This is a genomic window from Kribbella sp. NPDC050820 (assembly GCF_040653975.1).
Lineage (GTDB): Bacteria > Actinomycetota > Actinomycetes > Propionibacteriales > Kribbellaceae > Kribbella.
Genome location: NZ_JBFAHB010000044.1, coordinates 20,331 through 46,145, shown reverse-complemented (window position 1 = coordinate 46,145; position 25,815 = coordinate 20,331). Strand labels below are relative to the sequence as shown.

Sequence of the window (25,815 nt, the reverse complement as noted above, 5' to 3'; positions counted from 1 at the left end):
CCAGTCAGAAAACGGAGACTGTTGCAAGCCTCACTTTCGCCCTGGATCCGGTGATCCGGACGCGGACCGCGCTGGTCTCCACCGGCGTCTCCAGGGCCAGAATCCGGCGCTGGCCGACCGCGCCGAAGGTGGCCACCTGCTGCCAGCCTTCGCCGGTCCGCACCTCGACCACGCCGGCCTCGATCTGCTGGCCGTACCGGATGTCCTCGCCGAGCGACACCCTGCGCACAGTGGCCGGCTCGGGCAGTGTCAGCGTGAGCGCGCCGGTCCCCGGGTTCCGCCAGGAGGTGTCCGGGTTGCCGTCGATCGCCGCCTGCGGGATCACGCCGTCACCGGTCGCCCGTGCCTGGCGGGCGAGGTCGTCCGGCATGTCCGCGGCCAGCTGTGCCCGCCACTCGGCCAGTCTGGTCACGTCACGCTCGTCGAACCGGCCCTGACGGTCGGGCGGGATATTGAGCAGCAGCACCGAGTTCCGGCCGACCGACTTGTAGTAGATGTCGGTCAGCTGCGCGACCGTCTTCGGCTCCTGCTCGGGGTGGTGGAACCAGCCCTCGCGGATCGACACGTCCGACTCCGCCGGCCACCACGCCAGCTCGGTCGCACCCGCGTCCCGCCCGGCCAGCAGCGCCTTGCGGCTGCCCTGGTCGGCGGCGGCGTACCCGAGTGCGTACTCCGGAGCGCCGTTCGGCTTGGTGATCGTCGGTACGACGCTGTACTCGTCCGGGCGCGCCAGGCCGGACTCGTTGCCGACCCAGCGCACGTCCGGGCCGCTGACCGCGATCGTCGCTTGCGGCGCGAGCTCCCGAATCAGCGTGTACCAGCTGGGGAAGTCGTACGTCTCCACCTTGTCCGGCGGGATCCGGCCCTGCGCTCCGTCGAACCACACCTCGTCCACCGGGCCGTACTCGGTCAGCAGCTCGTACAGCTGGTTGAGCATGTAGGCGCCGTAGTCGGAGGCGGTCAGCGTGTACTGCGGTAGGTCCTGGCCGACCCGGTCGTCGTCCGGGACCAGGGTCGGGATGGTGCGTGGGGTGTGCGCGCTGCCGTTGGCGTAGACGCCGTCCAGGTACTGGTTCTCGTCTGCGGGCGACAGGTAGAAGCCGACCTTGACGCCGTACTTGCGCATCGACGTGACGAACGCCCGGACCACGTCGCCCTGGCCGTCCTGCCACGAGCTGGAGGCGACACTGTGCTTGCTGTAGCGGGACGGGTACAGCAGGAAGCCGTCATGGTGCTTCACGGTGAGGATGGCCAGCTTGAAGCCGGAGTCACGCAGGGTGCGGGCCCACTGGTCGGTGTCGAGACCGGTCGGCTGGAAGAGGTTCGGGTCCTCGTCGCCGTGGCCCCACTCCAGGCCGGTGAACGTGTTCACCCCGAAGTGCAGGAACGCCGTCTGCTCCATCCGCTGCCACGCGACCTGCCGGGCGTCCGGCCGCATCGCGGCAGCCTTGGCCACCAGCGAGGTGGCGCACTCCCCCTCCGCAACGGGCATCGTCCGGGCTAGGCTGAGCTTGCCGATTACACACGGGAGTGATTGCAGGGCCTGGGCGTCCACAGGCGGCTTACCCAGGAAGGTGCTGACACCGATGCCGTACGCCATACCGCGCGCACCGTCCAGCCAGCGCACTTGACCGTTGGCCTGGCTGGAGATTGTCCGGCTCACCGGGGTCCCGTTGACGAGTGCCGTCACGGTGTCGCCGTTCTCGATCGCCAGACCGAACCGGTGGTAGCGCACGCCTTCCTTGACCGCGGGTGCTCCGAGCTCGAGCGGAATGGACTCGCCGCCTGCCTTCAGCTCGATGTCCTTGGCGCCGACGACCAACTGGGCAAGTCCCAGCAGGTCGATCAGCACGACACCCGGGCGAAGCACATCCGGCGACACGACGGTCTCCGCCAGCACCCCGCCGTCCAGCTGAGATCCCTGCCAGCTGATGCCACCCTTGCCGGACAGCCGCAGCCGTCCGGGCTCGGTCACCACGCCGCCGGTGACCACCGGGACCGGATCGGCCTTCTCCCCCAGCGCCGGCTGGTAGTTGCCGTCGGCCCCGATCGCGCCCTCGAACCCGACCGCGACCTTGGACGTCGAGACCACCGGCTTCGCCAGCCGAAGGTCCGCCGGGTTGAAGGCGCCACTGAACGTCGCGAGCCGCACCTGCCGGATCGAGCCGTCGAGCCCGCGCTGCAGAGCGGACGGGTGCACCTCGTTGCCGATCCCGATGTCCGCACCGGCGTCCGGATGCCAGGTTGCGGTGCCGTCGGTGCTGACCGCGGCTGGCAACTGCTGCCCGTCGAGGAACGCATGCAAAGTTGCGCCGCCGCTGGTCACCTCGTAGGCGAGCGCGAGCACGTGCTGCTCTCCAGCGGACGGCACTGGCACGGTCTGTACGACGTCCCTCCACTCCCCACCACTCTCGACACTGAAGCCGTACTGCAGGTTCGTGCCGTTGTACCGGCCGAAGATCGCGCCGCCGATCGCGGTGATCGTGGCCAGCGAGCCTTGCGCCGCGTCCGGGGTGAAGGCCGTCTCGATCAGGAACGACCGCTGGACGTCGCCGCCGCTGAGCGCCGTACTCGGCTGGAAGCGGACGCCGTCGGCACCGCCGCCGAGGACGACACCACGGGCCGGGTCGAGAGACTCCGCGCCGGACCGGCGGGTGACCGTGCCACCCATCACCTCACCGGTCGCGGCCGTGTACGTGTTGCCGCTCGAGAACGATCCACCAAACGAGACGTCCAATACGTCGGGATCGGCCGCCTGGGCCTGGACAGTGGTCAACGCACTCGCCACCAGCGCAGCGGCGAGCAGGGCGACTGCGGCTCGCATGGCATCGTCCTCACTTCGCGTCGACGGTGATCTCGGCGGCGGTGCCGAACGGGTTCCCGCTCGCCTCGGACAGTTGCACCAGCCGCAGGTAGCGGGCGGTGGTCGCGGCGATCGGCACCCACTTGGCGTCCGGGCTGTTCGCGAACGTGCCCTTGGCCACCGGCTCGCCCCAGTTCGTCCCGTCGGTGCTCAGGTAGATCTCGTAGTCCGCGATCCGGCCGTTGGTCGCGTTCAGCCGGGTCTGGTACGTCACCGCGCAGACCGACTTCGCCGCGCCCAGGTCCAGCTGGATCTCGTGCGGTGGCGGCGGCTGCTTTGCGGACCACTCGGTGTGCCAGAACGTCGCCGGGTTCCCGTCGATCGCGTTCACCGCCCGGCCGTCCTCTCCGGCCGTCTCCTCGCTGTCGACGTACGTGACCGCCACCGGACTGCTCGCCTCCGGCACACAACTCAGCCGGACACCAGCCGTAGTCGCGAGCTGGTGCTCACGCCCTTGGACGTACGACGTGACTGCGCCGAGCGCGACCATGGACGCCGGGGCATCGGCGGGCGGGGTCGCGGTGAACGCCAGGTCCTTCGAGGCGCCCGGATCCAGCGCCGGCAAAGACTGCTTGCTCGGCGCAACGGTCCAGCCGGCGGGCACCGATGGCGTCACAGTGATACCCGTGGCGGTCGACTCGGTGTTGTTGGCGACGGTGACGGTCAGCGTCGCGGGAGTGCCCGGCGTGATCGTCTGGCGGTCGACGACGGCCGTCGACCGGATCACCGGGGTCAGGGTGAGTGGAGCCGGGCTGTGACCGTCCGGGAGCTGCTGGACCAGGCCGTTGCCGTCGAACGTCGCCACCATCCGGGTGATCGCGTTGACCAGCGTGATGCGGTCGCCCGACTTGGCGAGTTGCCAGCGTTGCAGGCGGTTCGTCGCGTCACAGGTCTGCGCGGTGATCGCCGTACCGGGCTCCAGTGGGGTGTTGAGGTAGCGGGTGCCGAGTCGGGATTCGGCGCACCGGCCGGACGCCAGGTTGGTCAGCGTGTAGTAGCCGTCGGAGGTCGGCTTCACGTCCCAGGCGGACTCCACTCCGCTCAGAGTGAGTTGCTCGCCTTCGCCGTCGGCGCCCAGGTACTCGCCGCCGGATGTCAACGAATAGGTGCCTGCTGCAACTGGTGTGCGGTCGACGTTGTCGAAGCCGGGCGCGCGTCCGACCGCGTCCGCGCGGGTGGCGAAGGTGGCGTAGTCCGGGTCCGGTTGCGGCGTGCCCCAGGTCGCCTGCGCGATGAAGCGCAGAGGCATCCGGACCTCGGCCTCGATCTCGTTCTCGGTGTTCCCGGAGCCGTTGTCCGGCCAGAGGGTGATCTTGGCGCCGGTGATCCCGGTGCGGTCGGCGATCGTCTCGCCGTCGAACTTCAGCGGCGACCAGCCCGACGAGTAGAGCTGCTGCGGGTTGGTCTTGAACCCGCCGCGCACGTTGTAGAGCGCGTAGGCGGCGTTCATCACCTTGCGGCCGTCGGCCAGCAGCGCAGTCGGCTTCACGCCGCTGCCCAGCCAGTGCTCGACGATGATGTCGCGGTCCAGCGGGACCGTGGCCGCGGTGGTGATCCCGTCGTTCCAGATCCGCAGCGTCTTGCCCTTGGCCTTCACGTACGCGTTGATCCGGTTGATGAAGTCGACAAATGCGTCCTGCGGCACGGCGTCCGGCCCGAACCTCTGCTGCGCGTAGGCGAGCAGCTGCGGGTAGCGGGCGTAGTCGGAGCCGAGCATGTACTCGTCCGCGCCCATGTGCCAGTACGGCGTCCGGAACACGCTCAGGTTCTCGTCGATGATGTCGGTGAGGAAGTCGAACGCCTCGGGCTTGGTGATGTCGAGCCGGCTGACCTGCTTCTGGCCGGAGCTGTCGGTCAGCTGCAGATCGGGCCGGTTGCGGATCCACGGCTCGATGTGACCGGGCGAGTTGACCTCCGGCACGATCGTCACGTGGTACTTGTCGGCCAGCCGTTGCAGGGCGGCGAGCTGCGGCTTGGTGTAGTAGCCCCACTCGACGGACTCGGGATGCGTGTCGCTCTTCACCTTCAGCTCGACCCACAGCTGGTTCAGCTTCAGGTACGCCGCATCCTTCACCAGCCGCTCGAACCACGCCATCGAGACGTTGATCAGGCAGGCGCAGACGCCGACGCCGCGTTCGGCGTACTCCGGTACGTCGACGACGCGGCCGGCCGGGATCGTCTCCGCCTTCAGGAGTTGAAGAACCGTGCGGGTGCCGTAGAACGCGCCGGCGTCGGTCTTCGCGGTGATGGCGACGGTCTTGCCGACGGTCAGCTCGTAGCCCTCAGGACCGAGGTCAGCCCGGGTCGGGTCGAGCCGCACGAGCAGATCTCCGGCACGACCTCCTGACGTACTGCGGACCACCGGGAGCAGGCGACCGGTCAGCTCCTTCGCGTCGGCGGCGAAGGTGGCGGCATCGTCGTGCACCGCCGTCTGGTGAGGCTCAACCAGGACGCGGCTCTGCCGGGTGAGCTCGAACGTGCCGGCGGCAGGCTGCCAACCGGTCAGGGCGGGGACGGTCTTCGGGGTGACGGGTTGGGCGGTCGCCGGGGTGCTGACCAGGCCTGCGGCAAGCAGGACCGTGCCCAGCACACCCGCGATCAGGCGGGACTTCATCGTCTGTCTCCTCGGGAGCGGCGAGTGCGGACGGAGTGTTTGGAGCTGATGTCTGCGGTGAGGTCGATCGCCGTACCGGCCCGGTCCGAGGTCAGCTGTGCGACCCGGATGTAGAGGCAGTCGGTGACGACGAGCTGGGAGTGCCGCGCGGCCAGACCACCGCTGCGGAACGACGTCTCGAGTACGGCGGTGGTCAGCACCTCGTCGACCACGCCGGCCAGCGGGGACCGCGGGTCACTGGTGATGCCGATCGTGGTCGCGCCGCGCTCCCGCGCCAGCTCGACGGGCTCGAGGACCTCGGCCGTCGTACCGGAGTGGGAGATCGCGACGACAGCGTCGGCGGCGGTGAGCAGGGCCGCGGAGGTGGCGGCGCCGTGGATCTCGGGCCAGGCCCGGACCTGTGCGCCGATCCGGAACAGCCGCATCTCGAGCTCGGCGGCGATGGTCGAGCTGCCGCCGACGCCGTACACGTCGATCCGCCGGGCCGCGGCGAGGGCGCGCGCGGCCCGGTCGAGGGCTTCCAGGTCGAGCTGGTCGACGGTCTGGGTGATGGCCCGGATGTCGGCGTTCGCGACCACCGTGGCGACCCGGGCGACCGAGTCGTCATCGGTGATCACCGGGCCGAGGTCCGTGCTCCAGCCAGGGATGGTCGCGCGGCCCAGCTGCGTCGCGACGGCGATCCGCAGCTGCTGGTGACTGGCCAGCCCGATCGCCTGCGCGAACCGGGTGACGCTCGCCTGGGAGACCCCGGCCCGCTCCGCCAGCGCCGCGGTGGACAGCTCGGCCACCAGCTCCGGCTCGGCGAGCACAGTGTCGGCGACCAGGCGAAGCGCACCGGTCAGCCGCGGCAACGTCGCCCGGACACGGTCGGCGATGTCAGCCGGCGGCTGCGGAGGGGCGGGGTCGCGCACGTGAATCATCCATTCACCGATCGGGCGGATCGGTGAAACACTGCGTCAGCGTGACAGCGCTGTCAAGACCTACTGGTCGGCAACAACGACGAGGGCTTCTTCTTCGTCCAGATGCTCGACCCGCTGGAGCGCCGGGTCACGCCGCAGGGTGACGAGCAGGCCGAGCACTGCGATGTCCAGTACGGCGGCGACCAGAGGCAGGTAGGTGATTCCGGCCAGCTGGATGACCAGGCCGCCGACGACTGCGGACAGGCCGGCGCCGAGGTAGATCGCCGACGCGTTCAGCGAGATCAGCAGGCCGCCACCCAACTCGAGCAGCAGGTTCTGGATCGGCGGGTTGAACGCCCAGGTGAACATGCCCCACAGGAACAGCGCTGTGGCCGCGCCGACCACGGTCGTGGCGGTCAGGTCGAGTGTTCCGACCATCACGATGCTGCCGATCAGGACGCCGTACAGGGTCCGGAGGCTGCCGAAGCGGTCGGTCGCCCGGCCGCCGAGCAGGTTGCCGAGGACGGCGCCCAGCCCGTAGACGAGCAGCAGGATGCCGACTGCGCTGCCGCCGAGGTGCACGGTCTGCTTGAGCAGCGGGACGACGTAGATGTAGACGCTGAACGCGGCGAGGACTCCGAGGACCGACATCGCCAGCACGGTCTGCACCCGGCGGTCGGTCACACCGGCGAATCGCTCGCGCAGACTGACCACGGGCGGCGCGGCCACCTTCGGCAGGGCGGCGCGCTCGGCGATGGCGACCAGTACGGCGACGACTGTGATCAGGGCGAAGACGCCCTTGTAGCCGAGGGTCGGGCCGAGCAGCGTGCCGGCGGGGACGCCGAGGACTAGCGCGAAGGTGAGGCCGCCGAAGACGATCGCGACTGCCCTACCTCGCTCCTCCGGTGGCAGCAGTCCGGTCGCGAACAAGGTCGCCGCCGGCGTGTAGACCGCGGCGCCGAAGGCGGCCACGACCCGGCCGACGATCAGCACGGGGTAGTTGGTGGCGACGGCAGCGATCAAGTTGCCCAGCGCGGCGAGCACGAGCGCGGCGATCAGCAGGGTACGGCGCTCCCAGCGGCCGGTCAGCGTGGACAGGATCGGGGCGCCGATGGCGTACGACAGGGAGAACGCGGTGGCGAGCTGACCCGCGGCCGTCAGTGAGACGTGCAGCTCGGAGCTGACGTCGGGCAGCACACCGGACACGACGTACGCGCTGGTGCCGACCGCGAACGCGCCGGCGCCGAGCAGGTAGATCCGTGCGGACATCGAGGACCTTCCGGACGAGGACGATTAGTTCGATGAAGATCGTACTACGAAGTTCATCGAAGTTCGACAGGCGTCGTATTATGGGGACATGACGAGGAAGGCGTTACCGCAGCCGGACCGGGAGGAGATCCGGGTCGAGTCGGTCCTGCAGGCGCTCGGCGAGCCCGTCCGCCTGCAGATCATCCGGGCCCTGGCCGACGCCCCCGAGGGCATCGCCTGCGGCGAGATCGAGCTGCCCGTCACCGCCTCCACCCGGGCCCACCACCTCCGCATCCTCCGCGAAGCCGGCGTCCTCACCACCCACACCGAAGGCACCCGCCGGATCAGCACCCTCCGCCGCGAAGACCTCGACACCCTCTACCCCGGCCTCCTCACCGGCATCCTCACCGCCCGCCAGTAGGCGCACCAACGGGCAACTGAGCGGCGCCTGCAAGGTCTCGGTGGGGAGATCGAGCGTTTGTCGTGGGGGTGTGGCTGGCAGACTGTTGCAGTGGTGGAGCTGCGTGCGAGGTGGGACCAGCTGGTGCCCGGCTCGGACCAGCTGGCTGACGAGCTGGTCGCCCGGTACGTCGACCGCAACCGCCGCGCCTACCGCGACTACTACCTCGACATCGTCCTCACCGCGCTGGACTCACTCGTCCAGCTCGCCACCGACCCCACCTCCGTGCGACTGGCCGCCTGGCTGCACCGCGCCGTCCACGAGCCCGGCGGCACCCCCGCCGAGGACGCCGAGGCCTCCGCCCGACTCGCCGAGGAGCTCCTCCCGCAGTACGGCGTACCACCCATCCGGATCGCCGAGGTAGCCCGCCTGATCCGCCTCACCGGCGACCTGGCCGCACCCCCACCTGACTCCTACGCACCACCCCGCCGCGACGCGAACGGCGACGTACTGCTCGACGCCGTCAACGCCATCCTCGCCGCCGACCCCAGCCGCTACGCCGTCCACACCGCAGAGGTACGGCGAGACGCCGCCGACCGCGGGTCCGCACTCGAGCACCGGTACGACGAGGTGCGCCAACTGCTCGACGGCCACCTCTACCGCACCCAACTGGCCCGCCAACGCCTCAGCCCGGTCGCACGCATCAACCTGGAGACTGAGCTGGCCAGCCTGGACAGTGAGCTCCCCGCACCCTGGCGTGGTTGGCAGCAAGCCGCACTCACCGCGACCGCCACCTTCTGCGCGATCGCCTCCGCCGTCGTCGCCATCGCCGCGTCCGGCGCCTCCTGGCAGGTTCCGGCGGCCGAGGACGCGATCGGCTGGCCGCCCGTCGTACTGGCCATCGCCGCCTTCTTCAGCGCACCAGTGCTGTTCCGCTGCGCCCGCAGCGCCACTCAGCGTGCCCTACTCATCGCAGGCGCCGTCGTAGCCACCGCAGTCACCGGACTGCTCATCGCCTGGGCGCAGATGCCCAGAGTCAACCCAGCAGTCGGCGTCGGCCTCCGCGTCCCCCTGCTCATCTCGGCCCTGCTCCTACTGCTCGCAGCCGGCGCATCCGCACTGGTCGGCTCACTCCTCCGCACCCGATCCGCGCGCTTCCTCCCGCCCAGGAACGTCGGCCAACAACTCGCCTGGCTGGTAATCCCAGTCGTGGTCGGACTGGCCCTGCTCCTGATCATCCAGCCGCTCGCTCGCAACTACGTGCTGAGCTCCAACGAGCGGGTCGAGGACACCGACCGCCCAGCCGGCAAGGCCACCGCCTCCACGCTGGACGGCACGGTGGCATGGATCAGCAAGTCAATGCTCGGCTCCGGCGCTGAGGAAGCGATCGGCACCCGCTACGGCATCGCCGTACCCAGGCAGTCCGGTGTGGTGGAGATGCTCGACGCGGCCACCGGCGTACTGCGCTGGCGCTACAGCCGGTCCGACTCCGACGAGAAGCCGGACATCGTGGCGACCGGGAACGGCGACTACGTGCTCGCCCAGTTCGCGGACGTCGGCTACCTGCTGCTCGACGCCAACACCGGCGAACGCAAGGCAGCCTGGCCGGGTCGGACCAGGGACCACGTCATCCAGCAGGCCGAGCCGCTGCTGACCGGCGAGCGCGTCGCCCGCGGCTCCGACAAGCTGCGCGGCGTCGACCCGGACGGCCGGGACCGGTGGACGTTCGAGCCCGGCCGCTGCACCGGGATCGGCGCGGTCGCCACCACCGACACCGTGGTCACCTTCCTCGGCCGCAGCTGCGGTGATGAGGACGACGAGATGGTCGGCCTCGACCTGAAGTCCGGCAAGAAGCTGTGGACCAAGCAGTCCGGTGACACGTACCGGCGGCCGGTCGTCGTGGCCGGTCTGGTGGTCGTGGCCGAGCCCGGCGGCGACTCCGACCTACCTGATGCGCTGACCGCGATCGACCCACGGACCGGTGAGACGAAGTGGCGGTGGTCGGTGCCACGGACGTGGGCCTGTCGCACGCTGATGAACGCAGCCGGCCGCTACCTGATCGTCGTGGACTGTCCAGCGACCCGGAAGCTGGAGAACGGCCAAACGCTGGTCACTGCGATCGACGCGAGCACCGGTGAGACCGCGTGGCAGACCGCCGCACCGGTCAACCCGCGCGCGAAGGTCACGGTCACCGCCGACGGCCGGGTGATCTCACTCAGCCGCGGCTCCGACGCCTGCTGGGCCAACGTGATCAGCCGCACCGGCTACCGCCAGGTCCGCCTCCCCACCGGCATCTCCTGCAGCCGCGACGTCCGTGCGATCGGCAACCTGGTCCTGACCTCTGGCGCCGACACCGTCATCGCGCTGCGTTGAGCTGCTCCTCCGCCGCGGCCAGCAGCTCGACCACCCGGGCGCCGAAGGCCACATCGACCGGGTGCGACTCGCCGGACTCGGCTGCGGCGACCAGCTCCTGCACGGCCAGCGCGAACGAGTCCACCGGGTCCGTGTCGCTCTCCGGCATGAGCGCCGTACCTGTCTGTCCCCAGATGCCGGTCTCGAAGTTGCTGCCGGCCGGCGGGGCGAAGAGGGACAGGCTGGCGGTGCTGGTGGCACCCGACTCGTGGACCACGACCAGGTGGACCAGATCGCCCTCGCCGCCGACAGCGGTCAGGTCGGTGATCGGGCCGAGCATCGCGGTCAGGTTGGACAGCGCGTGCGGACCGACGTCCCACAGCGCCCCACGCTGCTCGCGCCGCCAGGGCGAGTCCGTGAACGGGTTGCCCGGCTCGTCGAGCGCGGCCAGGATCCGCGACCAGCCGCCCTTCCACCCGCCCTTGGCCTGCACGTCGGCGAAGAACTTCCGGATCGGCGGCTCGAACCGGTGGGTGAAGAACACGACCGACGCGATCCCCTCGTCGGCGGCCTCGGCGGCCAGCGCCCGGGCGTCGTCGAGCGAGTCCGCGACCGGCTTGTCCAGCAGCAGGTGCTTGCCGATCGCGGCGGCCTCCAGCGCCATCGACGCCTGCACCTTCGGCGGTACGGCGAACGCGACCGCGTCGACGGACTCCAGTAACTCCGCGTAGTCGCCGTACGGCGTGACCTCGAGGTCGGCGGCGATCGCGGCGGTGTTGCCGGGGTCGCGGCCCCAGACGCCGACCAACTCGGCGTCCGCGGCGGCGCGCAGCCCGGGCCCGTGCGTCAGCTTCGCCCACGGGCCGGTGCCTACCAGGCCGAATCGCATCCGTCCTCCATCTCGTTGCCGGGCCACCTGATCGTCCTTACCAGCCGGTATAGATGTGACCTGGACCGCAGTTGCACCGGTGGGACTCGATGCCGGACGCACCCATCGCGGTGGTCAGGTGACGAGCCGATATCGCTTTGGCCACGAGACTATCCGTCAGCGCCGGATCGGTCGGTGCAGGCTCCCGCCGGGTGCGAGACTCCCAGCCATGGACCTGCGCGACCAGTGGAATCGCCTGCTGCCGCACGCGCAGCCGTTGGGCGACGACCTGCTGGCTCGTTACGCAGAGCAACATCGCCACTATCACGACCAGCGGCACCTGACCGAGGTGCTGACCACCATCGACGAGCTCGCCGACCAGGCCGACGACGCCGACACGGTCCGGCTGGCCGCCTGGTTCCACGACGCGATCTACGACCCGAAGGCCGACCCCGGCGAGAACGAGGAGGTCTCGGCCCAGCTGGCCGAGCTCGAGCTCGCCGCGTACGGCGTCGACGCCGAGCGGGTCGAGGAGATCGGCCGGCTGGTCCGGCTGACCGCCAAGCACGACTGCGAGCCGGACGACGCGAACGGCGCGGTGCTGTGCGACGCCGACCTGCGCATCCTCGGCATGCCCCCCGAGCGGTACGACGAGTACGCCGAGGGCATCCGGCAGGAGTACGCGCACATCGGCGACCGGGACTTCGCCCGCGGCCGGATGTCGTTCCTGCAAGGCCTGGCCGAGACCCGGCTGTACGCGACCCAGCGCGGCCACGACGCGTGGGAACAGGCAGCCCGGGACAACCTCACCCGGGAGGTCGAGTCCTGGGTCCCTGAGGCGGCCCGGCCGATCGGCGGGCTGATCCCGATCGTTTACCTCGGCGCGGCCCTCGGTGCGGTCGTGGCTGCGTCCGTCCTGCTCGGCCGTGGTCTCGGCGCGGCGGCGAAGTGGCCGGCCGACCCGGACCAGGTCACCGGCTTCCCGGTCTGGGCCCCCATCGCCGGTACGGCGTTGTCTGCCGGCCTGACGTGTGCATGGTTCCGCCGGGCGCAGCCGCGACTCGTGAGCATCCCCGCGCTGACCTTCGCAGTGGTCGGTGTGATCGCGGTCGGCCTGTGCTGGTGGCGCTGGCCGGCTGCACAGCCCGGTGCGGCGATGTCGGAGCGCTGGCCCTACCTGCTGCTCGCCTCCGTCTCGCTAGTGCTCGCCGGCGCGCTCTTGGCGTTGGCTCGGCGACTGCGGCTGGCACCGGCGTACGCACAAGCACCACCGCGCCTGCTGGGCCTCGCTGTGACCGTGGTGTGCGGGTCACTGCTGGCGTGGATCGTGGTGTCCGCCGGTGAGCCGTTCGTGCAGGCCCGGCTGGAGACGGCCAACACGGTCAGCACCACTACGACCACCAAGCCCGAGCAGCAGCCTGTTCAGCTCGACGGCGCCCTCGCCTGGAGCCGCGAGGTGCCGGCCACCGGTGCCATCGCCGGTACGGCGGGTGGCGTCGCCGAACTGCGTCCGGACGGCGTGGTGATGTCCGACGCGAACACCGGCCAGATCCGGTGGCGGTACTCCCGCGCCGACGTCGACGACGCGGCCTCCAGCGGTTCGCGGGGCCTCCTGGTCTCCAGCGACGGCCGCACACTGGCCGCACACCTTCCGTACGGCGGCACCCGTGCACCGAGTGGGATCGACCTGCCGACGTACGCCGTACTGGATGCGGTGAGCGGGAAGGTGCTCACCGAGGTGCACACCGACGGCACGGCACTCGCGGTCGACGCGGACCAGTTGCTGGTGGCGGAGGACAACTACGTCGTGGCGCATGGCGTGAGCAGCCCGACGCATTGGCGGACCCAACTGCGCTGCGGCGTGACGCAGGGCGAGCTGATGGGCGACCAGGCAGTGGTCGTCGATGCGTGTGGGGGCAACAGTGCCGTCGTACGCGGTCTGGACATGAAGAACGGCGACCAGCGGTGGGAGGTCGACCTGGGGACTCGGTTCGACCTGAGCGCCGAGCTGGACCCGGCCACGTGGGTCGGTGACCTGGTCGCCGTACCTGACACTCGCGAGGTCTCCGGCCTGATCTGGACCGGCGCTGCGGGCGGCACGCTGAACCAGTGGGCCGTCGACGTGGGTGAGGGCCGCATCATCTGGACGACGCCGGTGCCTGGCACACCGCGGCCGCGACTCGGGTCGGCGTCGTGCGACGCTCAGCTCGCCGCTACGCCGGCGTCGCTGGTGCTGGTGACGTGCCGGAACGCGACCGATCCCGGTCAGCCGCAGACGTACGACGTGTCCGCGGTGAGCCCGGCGGACGGAACGCCGCAGTGGCACCACCTGCTGGAGGTGCCGCCGAAGCTGCAGCAGCCCGAGTACCCGCGGGACGGCTTCGGCCTGCTGCCGGACGGTCGCGTGGTGACGCTGATGCCGCTGACCAACGGCAGTTGCTCCCCGGTGATGATCGGCACCACCGGCATCCAGCCTCGCCCCATCCTCGCCGGCCCCACCGCCGAATCGGTCGCCCAGTCCGAAGCGGTCACCTGCAACAAACCCGCCGTCACGGTCGCCGGCGCCCGCCCCATCTTCTCCGACGGCACCCGCCTCTTCGCCCTCAACTGAGGCCCCGCCTCCCCTCCTTCCTCGCTTCTTTCCTCCCGCGCAGCGCGGGAATTCTGTTGCCCGGGGCAGCGTTCCTTTCTAACGTGATGCACATGTTCCGCGTGGTTCTCGAGCACGACCTGTCAGGCACCGGCCTGACGGGCGCTCCCACGTGGGCTGCGTCAGTCGATTCAGCGACGTGCACCGGCGCGCGAAGCCGACCCTTCTCCTGCTGACAGGACCCGCGGAGGAGGGTGGCGCGCTCACCGGCCCCCTCCCGTGCGGTGACAGCGCTGCGGAGGCCGAGCCGGGGGTCCTGGCTCAACGAATCTTCTGACAGCAAAGGGAAATCTTCATGGCCAAGAGCCAGTTCGTGCGGACCAAGCCGCACCTCAACATCGGCACGATGGGTCACGTCGACCACGGCAAGACCACCCTGACCGCCGCCATCACCAAGGTGCTCGCCGAGCGCGACCCGGGCGTCAACCGCTTCGTCGCGTTCGACGGGATCGACCGGGCGCCGGAGGAGGTCGCGCGCGGGATCACCATCAACATCTCGCACGTCGAGTACGAGACCGCCACCCGGCACTACGCGCACGTCGACATGCCCGGGCACGCCGACTACGTGAAGAACATGATCACCGGCGCCGCCCAGGTGGACGCCGCGATCCTGGTCGTGTCGGCACAGGACGGCGCCATGCCGCAGACGCGGGAGCACGTGCTGCTCGCGCGCCGGGTCGGTGTTCCGTACCTGGTGGTCGCGCTGAACAAGGCGGACACCGTCGACGACCCCGAGCTGCTCGACCTGGTCGAGCTGGAGGTCCGTGAGCTCCTGTCGGAGTACGGCTTCCCGGGCGACGACCTACCCGTCGTGCGCGTCTCCGGACTGCGCGCGCTCGAGGGCGACCCGCAGTGGACCGGCGCGATCGGCGAGCTGCTGGACGCGGTCGACTCCTACGTGCCGACCCCGGACCGTGAGCTGGGAGAGCCGTTCCTGATGCCGATCGAGAACGTGCTCACCATCAGCGGCCGCGGCACCGTGGTCACCGGAGCGGTCGAGCGCGGTTCGCTGAAGGTCGGCGACACGGTCGAGGTGGTCGGCCTCGGCCCGACAGTCACCAGTACGGCGATCGGGCTCGAGACGTTCGGGAAGTCGCTGGAGTCCGCGGAGGCGGGCGACAACGCGGCCGTGCTGCTGCGTGGCATCAAGCGCGACGAGGTCCGTCGCGGCCAGGTCGTGGCACTGCCGGGCAGCGTGCAACCGCACCGCAAGTTCCGCGCGCAACTGCACGCGTTGTCCACCTCCGAAGGCGGCCGTCACAGCCCCTTCGGCCCGGACTACCGCCCGCAGTTCTACTTCCGCACCACGGACGTCGACGGCGGCATCGACCTGGGCGACATCACCCTGGTCATGCCCGGCGACACCGTCGACCTCACCGTAGAACTGTCGAAGCCGATCGCCATGAACACCGGCCTGGGCTTCGCCGTCCGTGAAGGCGGCCACACCGTAGCCGCCGGCACGGTGACCGAGCTGCTCGACTGACCAACGGCCCTCAGTTGCCGCAAGCAACTGAGGGCCGTGTCACGTGCGTTTGCGGTGGCGGAGGCCGGCGGCTGTCAGGCGGCGGACCAGTTCTCGGCTGGAGACTGGGGTGGCGCCGGCGGCTATGAGAGATTCGTAGCGGTCGCTGGGGACGTCGTAGTGGTCGCGGTCGAAGCCTCGGGCGGGGATGCCGGCGGCGCGGGCGAAGGCGTGCAGCTCGTCGAAGGACTCGTCGCTGACCAGGTGGGACCAGACTCTGTTCCAGGCGGGCCAGGCCGGTGGGTCGATGAGGATCATCCGCGCGAGTCCTGCGCGTCGAGCAGGTTGCGCCAGGCGCGCACGAAGCGCGAGTTCACGTACGCCTTCGTCCACGAGCCGTCCTGCCGCACAGACGAGCCGACATGAAAGCGCCGTACGCCGCTCTGGTACAGCCATGGCACGTGCTCCGGCTGCAACGAGCCGCCGGCCATCATCACCTTCGCCACCGCGGGCTCCTCGTTGGCCAGCTTGCACAGGTCATCCAGCCCGTGTCCGACCCCGAGCGACGACCCGGCAGTCAGGACGCAGTCCAGTCCCGGCAGCGTCCGCAGCGCACGCCAAGCCGGACGTTGCACCAGTACGGCGTCGATCGCGCGATGAAACGTCCACGGCGTCTCCGCGAACGTGCTCGCCAGCGCCGCCGTCGACTCGACGTCCACCTCGTTGTCCGGGGTCAGGAAGCCGAACACGAACCCGTCCACCCCCGCCGACAGGTAGGACTGCGCCATCGCGGTCAGCCGGTTGAGCTCGGCGCCGTTCGTCGTGAACGAGTCGGACAGCCGCAGCATCACCCGGAGCGGCAGATCGGTCGACCGCCGGATCGCGCTGACCGTCGACACCGACGGCGACAGCCCGTCGGCCTCCATCGCCGCGCACAGCTCCAGCCGGTCCGCCCCACCCTCTTGCGCCGCCTCCGCATCCGCCGGATGCAGCGCGATGACCTCCAGCAACGACCCCATGCGCGCAATCATCCCAGGTGCCCGCCCGGCAGACCGCAGTACGGCGGACGCCGGAAATAGGTGTTGCACTCCCCAGCAGTCTTCTGTATCGTTTTTCTAGAACGATTTAGAAGAACGATCCAGAAGACTGCCCCGACAAGCGGCAGCCCCGGCGGAAGGAGACGAGAGATGGCAGGCGTCACGCTCAAGACCGTGGCTCAGGCCGTCGGCGTGTCCCCGTCGACCGTCTCCAACGCCTACAACAAGCCCGACCAGCTGTCCGCCGCGCTCCGCGAGCGGATCCTGGCCACCGCCCACGAGCTCGGCTACGCCGGTCCGGACGCGTCCGCACGGGCGCTCCGCAGCGGCAAGGCCGGCGCCATCGGGGTGCTGTTCACCGACAAGCTGGCGTACGCGTTCTCGGACCCGTACGCGGTCGGCTTCCTGGCCGGACTGGCCGAGGTCGCCGAGGAGTTCAGCACCAGCCTGCTGCTGATGCCGCTCAGCTCGGCCGACCTCGTCGGTGGCAGCAACGCGGTGCAGCAGGCCGCGATCGACGCGGCAGCCATCTTCTGCGTGCCGAGCGGCCACCCCGCGGTGGACATCCTGCACGCGCGCGGAATCCCGGCGGTCTCGACCGATCGCGGCGACCACCCGGACCTGTCCTGGGTCGCGATCGACGAGGTCGAAGCGGCCGCGAAGCTGGGCCAGCACCTGGCCCGGCTGGGTCACCGCGACGTCGTCGTACTGGTCGACGACAAGGGTGAGCAGGCCGGTGACACCGCGGTCGACGTGGACTTCGACGAGATCGGCTGCACCGACTGCGAGCTGCGGATCCAGGGCCTGCAGAAGGGTATGCCGGACGCCCGGCTGCGGCTGATATCCGGCGGTCACAACGCTTTCGCCTCCGGCCTGAAGGGCGCCGAGTTCGTGCTCGACTCCCAGGACCGGCCGACCGCGATCGTCGGGCTGAGCGACGTACAGGCGCTCGGCGCGATGGAGGCGATGAGGGTCCGCGGGCTGACGCCCGGCCGGGACCTGACCGTGGTCGGCTTCGACGACATCCCGGCCGCCGAGCCGGCCGGGCTGACCACGATCCGCCAGCCGATCCGGGACAAGGGCCGCGCCGTCGGCCGGATCCTGCTCGACCCGGCGACCACCGAACGGCAGGTGCTGATGCCCACCCAGCTGATCGTCCGATCCAGCAGCGGGCCGGCGCCACGTAGCTAACAACCACACAGCAACACCTGGGGCCCGCAGCGGGTTCCCGGGCCGATCCCCCACGATCTCCGACGGCCGCCCGGCCGCCGGCCGACCGAACACGCTCTCAGGAAGGGAGCAGCATCATGACGTACTTCATCGCCGCCAACACCGCTGTCGAAAACGCTCGCAACCTGGCGCAGTCGGCTCTTCCGAACGCTCCGCAGCAGCCGTACGACGAGCCGGCCCCGCGCCGGACCCTCGCAGTCCGCGCCCGGATCAGCGCCGTACTGCGGACCGCCGCCGAACGCGAGCTCCGGCTGGCCAACCGGATCGACCCGGCCTGCACGGCAAACTGACCCACCGCACTCGAGGGGATATCCCCGCCGACACAGCCTTCTCCCCTGGTATACGAGGGGAGAAGGCTGCACTCGGGGGGATATCCCCTCGAGCGACGCGGGTGGGCGGCGTGGGGTTTTGTCGGTACGGCGTGGCACTCTGAAGGGCGATGAACGAGCCCGGGGTGTTGCTGACCGCCCGCGCCATGGTGCTGCACGACCTGGCTGCGCGGGGATTCGACGATGCGGTGATGGTGTCGGTACTCGAGGACGCGGTGGCCGGCCGGCAGTGGTGGCTGGACCAGTGGCCGGACGGCGCGGAGCACATCGCCGGGCTGGTCGCGCAGGACGTCCAGGACCGGCTGGTCGACTCCGGCATCCGCTGGCCGCGCTGCACCGCGTGCGACGACCTGAACGACCACGAGCTCCGGATCGAGCCCGAGCTCGGCCCGGACCCGCACTGGGTCTGTGAACGCGCCGGCATCACGGTGGCACCCCTGGGGCGCCTCACGTAGCGGTCAGGGCAATACCTGATTGCCCTACATGTAGCCAGACTACTATTGTCGGTCTACATGAAGTCCCTTGCCGCCCTCAGACTGGTCGCCGCGACCCACGCGATCGCGATCTGCCTGCAGCCGATCCTGGCCGGCGTCTACCTGAACGGCTCCGGCGGAGCGATCCGGATCCATGAGCCACTCGGCCTGGCTCTCACCTTCACCGGCCTCTTCCAGTTGCTCGTAGCAACAATCTGGTGGCGGTCCGGCGGCCGGATCGTCGCCCCAGCCGTCTCCCTGCTGATCACGGTCGGCGAGGGCTTCCAGGTCGGCATGGGCTACAGCCGCGACCTGGCCCTGCACCTCCCGCTCGGCATCACCCTGGTGGGTGCCGTGGTCGGCTTCGCGTTCTGGACGCGTCGCCAGCAGGCAGGCGCCGCATGACCGCGACGGCGACAGCCACGGAACCGAAGGTACGGCGGCCACGCGCCACCCTGTGGACCCTGCGGATCGTCCTGCTGCTGCACGCAGGCCTGGTCGTGGCGCAGCCGATCCTCGCCGGCTACTTCCTGTCCGGCGAGGTCGACGCGATGAGCGCACACGGCCCGATCGGGTCGACGCTGTGGATGGTCTCGATGATCCAGTTCGTCGCCGCGCTCCTTTACTGGCTGGCCGGCGGCGGCCGGATCTGGCCGCTGCTGCTGACCGTCGTGCTGTTCTTCGCCGAGTTCGCCCAGCTGACCTTCGGCTACCTGCAGAACTTCGCCGTCCACGTCCCGCTCGGCACGGCGATCGTCGTCACCGTCGTGTGGATGACCGTCTGGTCGTTCCGTCCCGCCGCTCGCCGAAGCCGAAAGGAGCCCACCCGATGAAGCTGTCCCGCCGCGGTTTCCTTGCCGCTGCCGGCGCCGTCTCCCTGACCAGTTGCGGCCTCGACCCATCGCCGTCACAGGCCGGCGAGCTCCTGCGCAGCCAGGCCAAACTCCCAGAGCCGTTCCAGGTCCCGCTCCCGATCCCTCCGGTCAAGAAACCGATCCGTACCGAGGCCGGCGTCGACTACTACCGCGTCGTACAACGCAAGGCCGGTCTGGAGATCCTCCCCGGCCTCAAGACCGAGATTCTCGGGTACGACGGCCTGCTGCCAGGACCAACGTTCGACGTTCGGAGCGGCAGGACCACCGTGATCGAGCAGGTCAACCAGCTCGACGTGCCGACCGCCGTACACCTGCACGGCGGACACACACCCGCTGCGAGTGATGGCTGGCCGTTGGACCTGCTCATGCCGCCAGGCGATCATCAAGGGCACGCCGGTCACCACAACATGACCGGCGGCGATGTGAAGACCGGCAGTCGCATCTACACGTATCCGAACACGCAGCGCGCCGCGACCCTCTGGTACCACGACCACCGGATGGACTACACCGCTCCACAGGTCTATCGCGGCCTGTTCGGCTTCCACCTCGTCCGGGACGACGAGGAGGACCGTCTGCCTTTGCCTGCGGGCGATCGCGAGATCCCGCTCGTCATCGCGGACCGCGCGTTCGCCGAGGACGGTTCGTTCTTGTACCCCGCGGCGAAGGACCGTCCCGGTGTCGAGTCGGCGTACATGGAAGGTGTCGTCGCCGACGTCACCCTGGTCAACGGCGCGCCCTGGCCGGTGCACGAGGTGGACGCGGTCCGCTACCGCTTCCGGATTCTCAACGCGGCCAACGCGCGCCGCTACGAGCTCGCCTTCGACAAGGGGCCGGCGAAGTTCGTCCAGATCGGCAGTGACGGCGGACTGCTCGACGCGCCGATCGAGCACGACACCCTGGTGATCGCGCCGGCCGAGCGCTTCGACGTGATCGTGGACTTCTCGGCGTACCAGCCTGGTGACGAGGTCACGATCGTCAACAAGCTGGACGGCAACGCGAACGTCCTGCGTTTCAAGGTCGCCCGGAAGGCCACCGACGACAGCAGCATCCCGGCCAAGCTCTCGTCGTACGGCCTGCTGCCCAAGCCGGCCGGGATCGTCAAGCGGAAGTGGAAGTTCAGCCGAGGCGACGCCGGTGGGCACAAGGGCTGGACGATCAACGGGAAGGCGTTCGATCCGGTGGTGATGCAGGCTCAGGTCAAGCTGGACCAGTACGAGATCTGGACCTTCGTCACCGATGTCCACCACCCGGTGCATGTCCACCTCGCGCCGTTCCAGGTGCTGAGTCGCGGCGGCGGCAAGCGGGGTGCGTACGACGCCGGCTGGAAGGACACCGTGGACATCCGGCCGGCCGAGGTGGTCGACGTACTGGTCAAGTTCACCGCTCACAAGGGCAAGTACCTGATCCACTGCCACAACCTCGAGCACGAGGATATGGCGATGATGGCGGGGTTCGAGACGGTCTAGGTACGGCGCAGGACGCGCAAGCTCAGCGCGAACAGCCAGGCCCAGCCGATCGTCACAGACAGCCGCTGGAAGAGGCCGGCCGTGTCGACCAGGGACTGGTTCTGGTCGAAGCCGGCGCCGGCCAGCACGAACATCACGGCGAAGGCGGTTGCGCTAAGCAACGAATAGAGGCGCCACTTCCAGCCTTGGCCGCCGGAGAGCACGACCTGTGCGGCTGCGAGGGCGACGAACGCGGGCAGCGAGAAGCCGTCGTGGAGTGCGCCGATCGTGGTGTACTCCGAGGCGTTCGGCGTGCCCACGGGGAATCCGCTCACGGGGTCGGTCACGAAGACGCCGGCGCCGACCAGGCCGACGCCCCAGATGCCGATCAGCACCGCGCCGGCGCGCAGGCCGGATCGCCAGAGACCCACGGCGAACGCGATGGTTAGCAAACCGCAGACCAGGAAGTTGGCGGTCTGCACCCAGCCGTGATCGCCGAGCGCCAACGAGCTGACCGGGTGGCGCATGGGGTCGTACCCGGAACCCTTCAACCACCCCTGGATCAGGAAAGCGACGACGAAGAGCGGGCCCGCGAGCAATCCGCAGGAGACGAGGCGGCGGGTCGTCGGAACCCGAGCGGTCGCCTTGACCGCCGCCGCTGAGCTGCCTGGGCCGACCATCAGCGGACGCCTTCGGCCAAGGCTTCGGCGGCGCGGGCGCGGAGGGCGGCGCGGTCCACGTTTGCGGTTTGCAAGGCTCGGGCGACTCGGCTTCGGTCGGAATCGAGGATGCCGACCAGGATCCGGACCGATCCGATCCGGGTGCCACCGACTCGGGGCTCGGCGTCCAGAGCCCGCTTGAGCAGCAGCCGCACCGACTCACCGATCTGCGGATCCCGGCTGTGGTCAGGCGTTGCCTCCGGCAACAGCCCGATCCGGACCGCGATCCCGGCGATCGCCAGGCTGTGCTCCCACTCGCGATCCAGGGCCGCCCGGATCCCGTCCTCGGTGAGCCCCGCTTCGGACAGCAGCCGGGCGGCCGGGTTGTTCTCCATCGCGGCCAGCGCGAGCAGCACGTGCTCGGCCTCGATGGTCCGGGATCCGTCCCGGCGGGCGACCTCGCGCGCACCACGCACCAGGATGGTGCGAACGTCCTTCGCGTCGGACGACATCAGCGCCTCCTCAGGGCGACACCCGCGGCGATCAGCCGCTTGGCGTGCTTCTTGTGAACGGCCTGCCGGGTGACCCCCAGCACCTCGGCCACGTCGGACCAGCTCCAGCCGGCCCGCATCGCCTGCTCCACCTGGCTGTCCTCCAGCCGGTCGGCCAGCCGGCGCAACGCCACCACCGCGGCCAGGCCGGCCGCGGGGTCCTCGGGATCCACCAACTCGGTCATGTAAGCAACTTAAGTTGACAGCCAGCGGTTGTCAACCAAAGTTGCTAAACCCTGCCCTTGACTACGGGCAGAGGACCTCCCTATATTCAACACATCAGTTGATCAAGGAAATGGTTGATAAAGATGCCGGTTGACGACGACCAGCTCGACAAGGCCTTCGCCGCGCTCGGCGACCCGGTCCGGCGAGCGATGATCGCGCGGCTGTCCCGCGGCCCGGCCACCGTGAACGAGCTGGCCGAACCGTTTCCGATCACCAAGCAGGCGGTGTCGCGGCACATCCAGGTGCTGGAGACCGCCGGGCTGATCACCCGGACCCGGGACGGCCAGCGCCGTCCGTGTCACCTGGTGCCGGCCGCCCTCGAGGCCCTGACGAGCTGGATCGACGAGTACCGGCTGGAGACCGAGCGCCGGTTCCGGCGGCTGGACGCAGTCCTCAAGACCGTTCAAGAGCAGGACAAGTGAAGGAGCAGGAGACATGAGCGCCACCACCATCAACACCCCGGCCGGCACCCCGTTCGTGGAGGTGACCCGCGAGTTCGCCGCCACCCCGGCGCAGCTGTTCAAGGTCATGACGGACCCGGAGCTGGTCACCGAGTGGCTGGGCCCGCGCGGCCTGGAGATGACCGTCGACCGGTACGACGTCCGCCCGGGTGGCAGCTACCGGTACATCCACAAGGACGAGTCCGGTGAGTACGCGTTCCGCGGCGTCTACCACACCGTCGAGCAGGACAAGCTCGTCATCCAGACCTTCGAGTGGGAAGGCGCCCCGGGCGAGGTGTGCCTGGAGAAGGCGACCTACGAGCCGACGGAGACCGGCGTCCGGCTGCACACCCGGTCGGTGTTCCCCTCGGTGGAGGCCCGCGACCAGACCATCGAGCACGGCATGGAGGTCGGCCTCCGCGACTCGATGGACCGGCTGGCCGAGCTCGTCGCGAAGGAGGGCTGACCATGAGCCAGGTCGTCGTCGACATCTCGGTGTCCCTGGACGGTTACGTCACCGGGCCGAACGTCAGCCTCGACAACGGGCTCGGCGACGGCGGCGAGGCGCTGCACGAGTGGGTCTTCAACGGCACCGCCGAGGACCGCAACGTACTAGACGAAGCCTTCGCGGCCACCGGTTCGGTCATCCAGGGCCGGAACCTGTTCGACATCATCGACGGTCCGCACGGCTGGAACGACGAGATGGGGTACGGCGCCAAGCCGACCGGCGAGGTGAATCCGCCGATCTTCGTGGTCACCCACTCGGCGCCGGAGAAGACCCGGCTGGGCGAACGGTTCCGCTTCGTCGGTTCCGTCGAGGACGCCGTCGCCCAGGCCCGGGAGGCCGCCGGCGACAAGGACGTCTACGTGATGGGTGGCGGGCAGATCTGCCACCAGGCGCTGGCCGCCGGACTGGCCGACGTACTGCGGTTGCACATCGCACCCGTCGTACTGGGTGCCGGGACCCGGTTGTTCCCGGCCGACGCGGCGCCGACGTACTCGCTGGACCTGATCGAGATGGTCTCCACGCCGGCCGCGCAGCATCTCACCTACCGAGTCAAGAAGGAGAACGTGTCATGGGCAACGTCATAGCCTCCGCCGTCGTCTCCCTCGACGGTTTCGTCGCGGATCCCGAGGACGGGGTCGGCGCACTGTTCGACTGGTACTACAACGGCCCCGTCGAGATCTACGGCACCGACCCCGGGCGTGCGTTCCACGTCAGCCAGGCGAGCGCCGACTACCTCAACACGATCTGGCCGAACACCCGGGTCTGCGTGATCGGGCGCAGGCTGTTCGACATCACCAACGGCTGGAACGGCGTCCCCGCGGTCGGCGACCACGTTGTCGTCGTCACCCACGAAGCGCCCACCGACTGGCCGTTCCCGGACGCGCCGTACACGTTCGTCAGCGGGATCGAGGACGCGATCGCGAAGGCCAAGGAGATCGCCGGGGACGGCAACGTCGCGCTGACCGGCGGCAACCTGACCGGCCAGGCGCTGGCGGCCGGGCTGGTCGACGAGATCGCCTACAACATCGCCCCGGTGGTGTTCGGCAGCGGCGTGAAGTTCTTCGGCGACTACGTCGGCGAGCACGTCCTGCTGGACAACCCGAAGGTCGTCGAGGGCGACAGGGTCACCCACCTGCACTACCGCGTCAGCAAAGGGTGATCCGCGATGACGGTCCGCGAGCCCGGCGCCACCTCGGTGAAGCCGGCGTCCTGGACCACGGGGAGTCCGCTCCTCGAGAGTTCCTGCCAGTGCTCAGGGGTGGCGGTGCGCACCGCCAACGCGAAGTCCGCCGCCACCCACTCCTTCCTTCCCCTGGCTGACAGCGCCCACCAGGCCAGGTGCGCCGCGTGGCCGCACTGGGCCGCAGCCTTCCCGCTGGACATCTCCAGCCCCGGGTTGATCCACAGCACCGGCAATCCCGGCTCGACCGCCGGCAACTCCTCCGGGTCCTCGAAGTCGGTGCCCGTCACCTGCAGCTTCGCGAGATCCTTCGGTACGTCGTCCAGCGGCACCGGCGGGAACACCCGGACCTCCGCGCCCGACCCGTGCATCGTGATCCCCGGCAGCGCCTCGGCACGACGCCATTCCGCCCCGCGCGCCCGCCGTACGACCTTCCGGATCCGGTCGTCCTGCCAGGCATGCATCGCCTCGGCCCACTCCCCCTCGCCGACCGACCGCTCGTCGGCAAGAATCGCCAGCACCGCCCGCGCCGCCGTCTCCAGCGCATCCGTCTGCCCCGGCCGCGCATTCTTCTCGACTCGCACCACGAGAGTGAGCACCTGTTCCACGCCGCGAGTCTGCCAGGGCGGTAAGTTGGCGGCATGCAGCAGTACCTGGATCTTCTTCGGCACGTGCTGGACAACGGGGTCGAGAAGGGCGACCGGACCGGGACGGGCACCCTGAGTGTCTTCGGGTACCAGTCGCGTTACGACCTCCGCGCGGGCTTTCCCGCGGTGACGACGAAGAAGCTGCACCTGCGGTCGGTGATCGGGGAGCTGATCTGGTTCCTCAGCGGCTCGACCAACATCAAGTGGCTGCACGAGAACAACATCTCGATCTGGGACGAGTGGGCCGACGCCGACGGCGAGCTCGGCCCGGTCTACGGCTACCAGTGGCGGTCCTGGCCGACCCCGGACGGCCGGCACGTGGACCAGATCGCGGGCGTGATCGAGTCGATCAAGAACAACCCCGACTCCCGCCGGCACATCGTGAACGCCTGGAACGTGGCGGACGTGGACGACATGGCGCTGCCGCCGTGCCACACGATGTTCCAGTTCTACGTCGCCGACGGGCGGCTGTCCTGCCAGCTGTACCAGCGGTCCGCGGACATCTTCCTCGGGGTCCCGTTCAACATCGCGTCGTACGCGCTGCTGACCCACATGGTGGCGCAGCAGACCGGGCTCGAGGCCGGCGACTTCGTCCACACCCTCGGCGACGCGCACCTGTACCTGAACCATCTGGACCAGGCCCGGCTGCAGCTCACCCGCGAGCCCCGGCCGCTGCCGACCCTGAAGCTGAACCAGCGGGACGCGATCGACGGCTACGAGATCGCCGACGTCGAGCTGGTCGGCTACGACCCGCACCCCGGGATCAAGGCGCCCATCGCGGTATGACCGAGCGAAGCGAGGGCATCATCAAGCACAGTCCGCGTCGTGCCTCATCCACGCCCGGAGCGAAGCGAGGACGT

The 25,815-nt window shown here is 69.7% G+C and carries 26 protein-coding genes; 15 read left to right on the top strand and 11 right to left on the bottom strand.

The features are described from left to right. Positions 1–4: 4 nt before the first annotated feature. Genes AB0H36_RS30490 through AB0H36_RS30475 form a run of 4 tightly spaced genes read right to left on the bottom strand, consistent with a single transcriptional unit; the run spans position 5 to position 7,645 of the window. On the bottom strand, positions 5–2,824 hold the full coding sequence (locus tag AB0H36_RS30490) for an alpha-L-fucosidase (RefSeq protein WP_360531123.1): 2,820 nt from the start codon (positions 2,822–2,824) through the stop codon (positions 5–7). Between the two features lie 10 nt (positions 2,825–2,834). Continuing rightward, positions 2,835–5,477 carry a family 20 glycosylhydrolase gene (locus AB0H36_RS30485; protein WP_360531120.1) on the bottom strand — a complete coding sequence of 881 codons (2,643 nt, stop codon included), beginning with the start codon at positions 5,475–5,477 and terminating at the stop codon, positions 2,835–2,837. Then, the gene (locus tag AB0H36_RS30480) at positions 5,474–6,397 is read right to left on the bottom strand and encodes a MurR/RpiR family transcriptional regulator (RefSeq protein WP_360531117.1); all 924 of its coding nucleotides are present in this window, start codon (positions 6,395–6,397) and stop codon (positions 5,474–5,476) included. Before AB0H36_RS30480 ends, AB0H36_RS30485 begins: the two co-directional genes overlap by 4 nt. A 60-nt stretch (positions 6,398–6,457) precedes the next feature. Continuing rightward, entirely contained in the window at positions 6,458–7,645 is a 1,188-nt protein-coding gene (locus AB0H36_RS30475; RefSeq protein ID WP_360531113.1) for an MFS transporter, read from the bottom strand. Positions 7,646–7,733: 88 nt separating this feature from the next. Here AB0H36_RS30475 and AB0H36_RS30470 point away from each other — a divergent pair, with 88 nt between their 5' ends. Together AB0H36_RS30470 and AB0H36_RS30465 are read left to right on the top strand one after the other, a co-directional pair. Continuing rightward, on the top strand, positions 7,734–8,045 hold the full coding sequence (locus AB0H36_RS30470; protein ID WP_360531110.1) for a helix-turn-helix domain-containing protein: 312 nt from the start codon (positions 7,734–7,736) through the stop codon (positions 8,043–8,045). Between the two features lie 90 nt (positions 8,046–8,135). Continuing rightward, a complete protein-coding gene (locus AB0H36_RS30465) occupies positions 8,136–10,397 on the top strand; it encodes a PQQ-binding-like beta-propeller repeat protein (RefSeq protein ID WP_360531107.1) in 2,262 nt (753 codons plus the stop codon). On the opposite strand, the gene AB0H36_RS30460 is transcribed toward AB0H36_RS30465, so the two are convergent. Then, positions 10,381–11,265, bottom strand: coding sequence for a Gfo/Idh/MocA family oxidoreductase (locus tag AB0H36_RS30460; RefSeq protein ID WP_360531104.1), 885 nt, complete (start codon positions 11,263–11,265; stop codon positions 10,381–10,383). The two genes, AB0H36_RS30465 and AB0H36_RS30460, sit on opposite strands and share 17 nt — an antisense overlap. Positions 11,266–11,473: 208 nt before the next feature. On the opposite strand from AB0H36_RS30460, the gene AB0H36_RS30455 reads away from it, so the two are divergent. Beyond that, positions 11,474–13,855 carry a hypothetical protein gene (locus AB0H36_RS30455; protein WP_360531100.1) on the top strand — a complete coding sequence of 794 codons (2,382 nt, stop codon included), beginning with the start codon at positions 11,474–11,476 and terminating at the stop codon, positions 13,853–13,855. 334 nt (positions 13,856–14,189) lie between these two features. Continuing rightward, a complete protein-coding gene (gene tuf, locus AB0H36_RS30450) occupies positions 14,190–15,377 on the top strand; it encodes an elongation factor Tu (RefSeq protein WP_360531097.1) in 1,188 nt (395 codons plus the stop codon). Between the two features lie 39 nt (positions 15,378–15,416). Here tuf and AB0H36_RS30445 read toward each other — a convergent pair whose 3' ends face one another. Together AB0H36_RS30445 and AB0H36_RS30440 are read right to left on the bottom strand one after the other, a co-directional pair. Further along, positions 15,417–15,674: a DUF4031 domain-containing protein gene (locus tag AB0H36_RS30445; RefSeq protein WP_360531094.1), complete on the bottom strand. Its 258-nt coding sequence runs from the start codon at positions 15,672–15,674 to the stop codon at positions 15,417–15,419. Beyond that, entirely contained in the window at positions 15,671–16,375 is a 705-nt protein-coding gene (locus AB0H36_RS30440) for a copper homeostasis protein CutC (protein ID WP_360531091.1), read from the bottom strand. Before AB0H36_RS30440 ends, AB0H36_RS30445 begins: the two co-directional genes overlap by 4 nt. A 168-nt stretch (positions 16,376–16,543) precedes the next feature. Between AB0H36_RS30440 and AB0H36_RS30435 the strand changes: the two genes are divergently transcribed. The 6 genes from AB0H36_RS30435 to AB0H36_RS30410 all read left to right on the top strand — a co-directional run bounded on the left by AB0H36_RS30435 (position 16,544) and on the right by AB0H36_RS30410 (position 20,766). Continuing rightward, positions 16,544–17,584 (top strand): LacI family DNA-binding transcriptional regulator, encoded by a 1,041-nt coding sequence (locus AB0H36_RS30435; RefSeq protein ID WP_360531089.1) that lies wholly within the window; start codon positions 16,544–16,546, stop codon positions 17,582–17,584. A 116-nt stretch (positions 17,585–17,700) separates the two neighbouring features. Next, positions 17,701–17,913 carry a hypothetical protein gene (locus AB0H36_RS30430; RefSeq protein WP_360531086.1) on the top strand — a complete coding sequence of 71 codons (213 nt, stop codon included), beginning with the start codon at positions 17,701–17,703 and terminating at the stop codon, positions 17,911–17,913. A 149-nt stretch (positions 17,914–18,062) separates the two neighbouring features. Further along, positions 18,063–18,407 (top strand): hypothetical protein, encoded by a 345-nt coding sequence (locus tag AB0H36_RS30425; protein ID WP_360531083.1) that lies wholly within the window; start codon positions 18,063–18,065, stop codon positions 18,405–18,407. A 57-nt stretch (positions 18,408–18,464) separates the two neighbouring features. After that, positions 18,465–18,830, top strand: coding sequence for a hypothetical protein (locus AB0H36_RS30420; protein WP_360531080.1), 366 nt, complete (start codon positions 18,465–18,467; stop codon positions 18,828–18,830). After that, positions 18,827–19,258, top strand: a complete 432-nt coding sequence (locus AB0H36_RS30415) for a hypothetical protein (protein WP_360531077.1) — start codon at positions 18,827–18,829, stop codon at positions 19,256–19,258. Before AB0H36_RS30420 ends, AB0H36_RS30415 begins: the two co-directional genes overlap by 4 nt. Next, positions 19,255–20,766 carry a multicopper oxidase domain-containing protein gene (locus tag AB0H36_RS30410; RefSeq protein ID WP_360531074.1) on the top strand — a complete coding sequence of 504 codons (1,512 nt, stop codon included), beginning with the start codon at positions 19,255–19,257 and terminating at the stop codon, positions 20,764–20,766. Before AB0H36_RS30415 ends, AB0H36_RS30410 begins: the two co-directional genes overlap by 4 nt. Here AB0H36_RS30410 and AB0H36_RS30405 read toward each other — a convergent pair. Genes AB0H36_RS30405 through AB0H36_RS30395 form a run of 3 tightly spaced genes read right to left on the bottom strand, consistent with a single transcriptional unit; the run spans position 20,763 to position 22,140 of the window. Next, the gene (locus AB0H36_RS30405; RefSeq protein ID WP_360531071.1) at positions 20,763–21,425 is read right to left on the bottom strand and encodes a DUF998 domain-containing protein; all 663 of its coding nucleotides are present in this window, start codon (positions 21,423–21,425) and stop codon (positions 20,763–20,765) included. The genes AB0H36_RS30410 and AB0H36_RS30405 overlap by 4 nt on opposite strands. Next, positions 21,425–21,916, bottom strand: a complete 492-nt coding sequence (locus tag AB0H36_RS30400; RefSeq protein WP_360531068.1) for a Clp protease N-terminal domain-containing protein — start codon at positions 21,914–21,916, stop codon at positions 21,425–21,427. Before AB0H36_RS30400 ends, AB0H36_RS30405 begins: the two co-directional genes overlap by 1 nt. Continuing rightward, on the bottom strand, positions 21,916–22,140 hold the full coding sequence (locus tag AB0H36_RS30395) for a hypothetical protein (protein WP_132212221.1): 225 nt from the start codon (positions 22,138–22,140) through the stop codon (positions 21,916–21,918). The genes AB0H36_RS30400 and AB0H36_RS30395 overlap by 1 nt, the downstream gene beginning before the upstream one ends. Before the next feature lie 123 nt (positions 22,141–22,263). Between AB0H36_RS30395 and AB0H36_RS30390 the strand changes: the two genes are divergently transcribed. From AB0H36_RS30390 to AB0H36_RS30375, 4 genes are read left to right on the top strand one after another with little or no spacing between them, the layout of a single operon-like run. Continuing rightward, on the top strand, positions 22,264–22,602 hold the full coding sequence (locus AB0H36_RS30390) for a metalloregulator ArsR/SmtB family transcription factor (RefSeq protein ID WP_360531064.1): 339 nt from the start codon (positions 22,264–22,266) through the stop codon (positions 22,600–22,602). 13 nt (positions 22,603–22,615) lie between these two features. Then, entirely contained in the window at positions 22,616–23,086 is a 471-nt protein-coding gene (locus AB0H36_RS30385; RefSeq protein WP_360531061.1) for an SRPBCC domain-containing protein, read from the top strand. A gap of 2 nt (positions 23,087–23,088) precedes the next feature. Beyond that, positions 23,089–23,712: a dihydrofolate reductase family protein gene (locus tag AB0H36_RS30380; RefSeq protein WP_360531058.1), complete on the top strand. Its 624-nt coding sequence runs from the start codon at positions 23,089–23,091 to the stop codon at positions 23,710–23,712. Beyond that, positions 23,697–24,287 carry a dihydrofolate reductase family protein gene (locus AB0H36_RS30375; protein ID WP_360531055.1) on the top strand — a complete coding sequence of 197 codons (591 nt, stop codon included), beginning with the start codon at positions 23,697–23,699 and terminating at the stop codon, positions 24,285–24,287. Before AB0H36_RS30380 ends, AB0H36_RS30375 begins: the two co-directional genes overlap by 16 nt. On the opposite strand, the gene AB0H36_RS30370 is transcribed toward AB0H36_RS30375, so the two are convergent. Next, positions 24,266–24,916, bottom strand: coding sequence for a peptidyl-tRNA hydrolase (locus AB0H36_RS30370; protein WP_360531052.1), 651 nt, complete (start codon positions 24,914–24,916; stop codon positions 24,266–24,268). The genes AB0H36_RS30375 and AB0H36_RS30370 overlap by 22 nt on opposite strands. Before the next feature lie 33 nt (positions 24,917–24,949). Between AB0H36_RS30370 and AB0H36_RS30365 the strand changes: the two genes are divergently transcribed. Then, complete coding sequence (locus tag AB0H36_RS30365; RefSeq protein WP_360531049.1) at positions 24,950–25,741, top strand: thymidylate synthase; 792 nt, start codon at positions 24,950–24,952, stop codon at positions 25,739–25,741. Positions 25,742–25,815 lie beyond the last annotated feature (74 nt).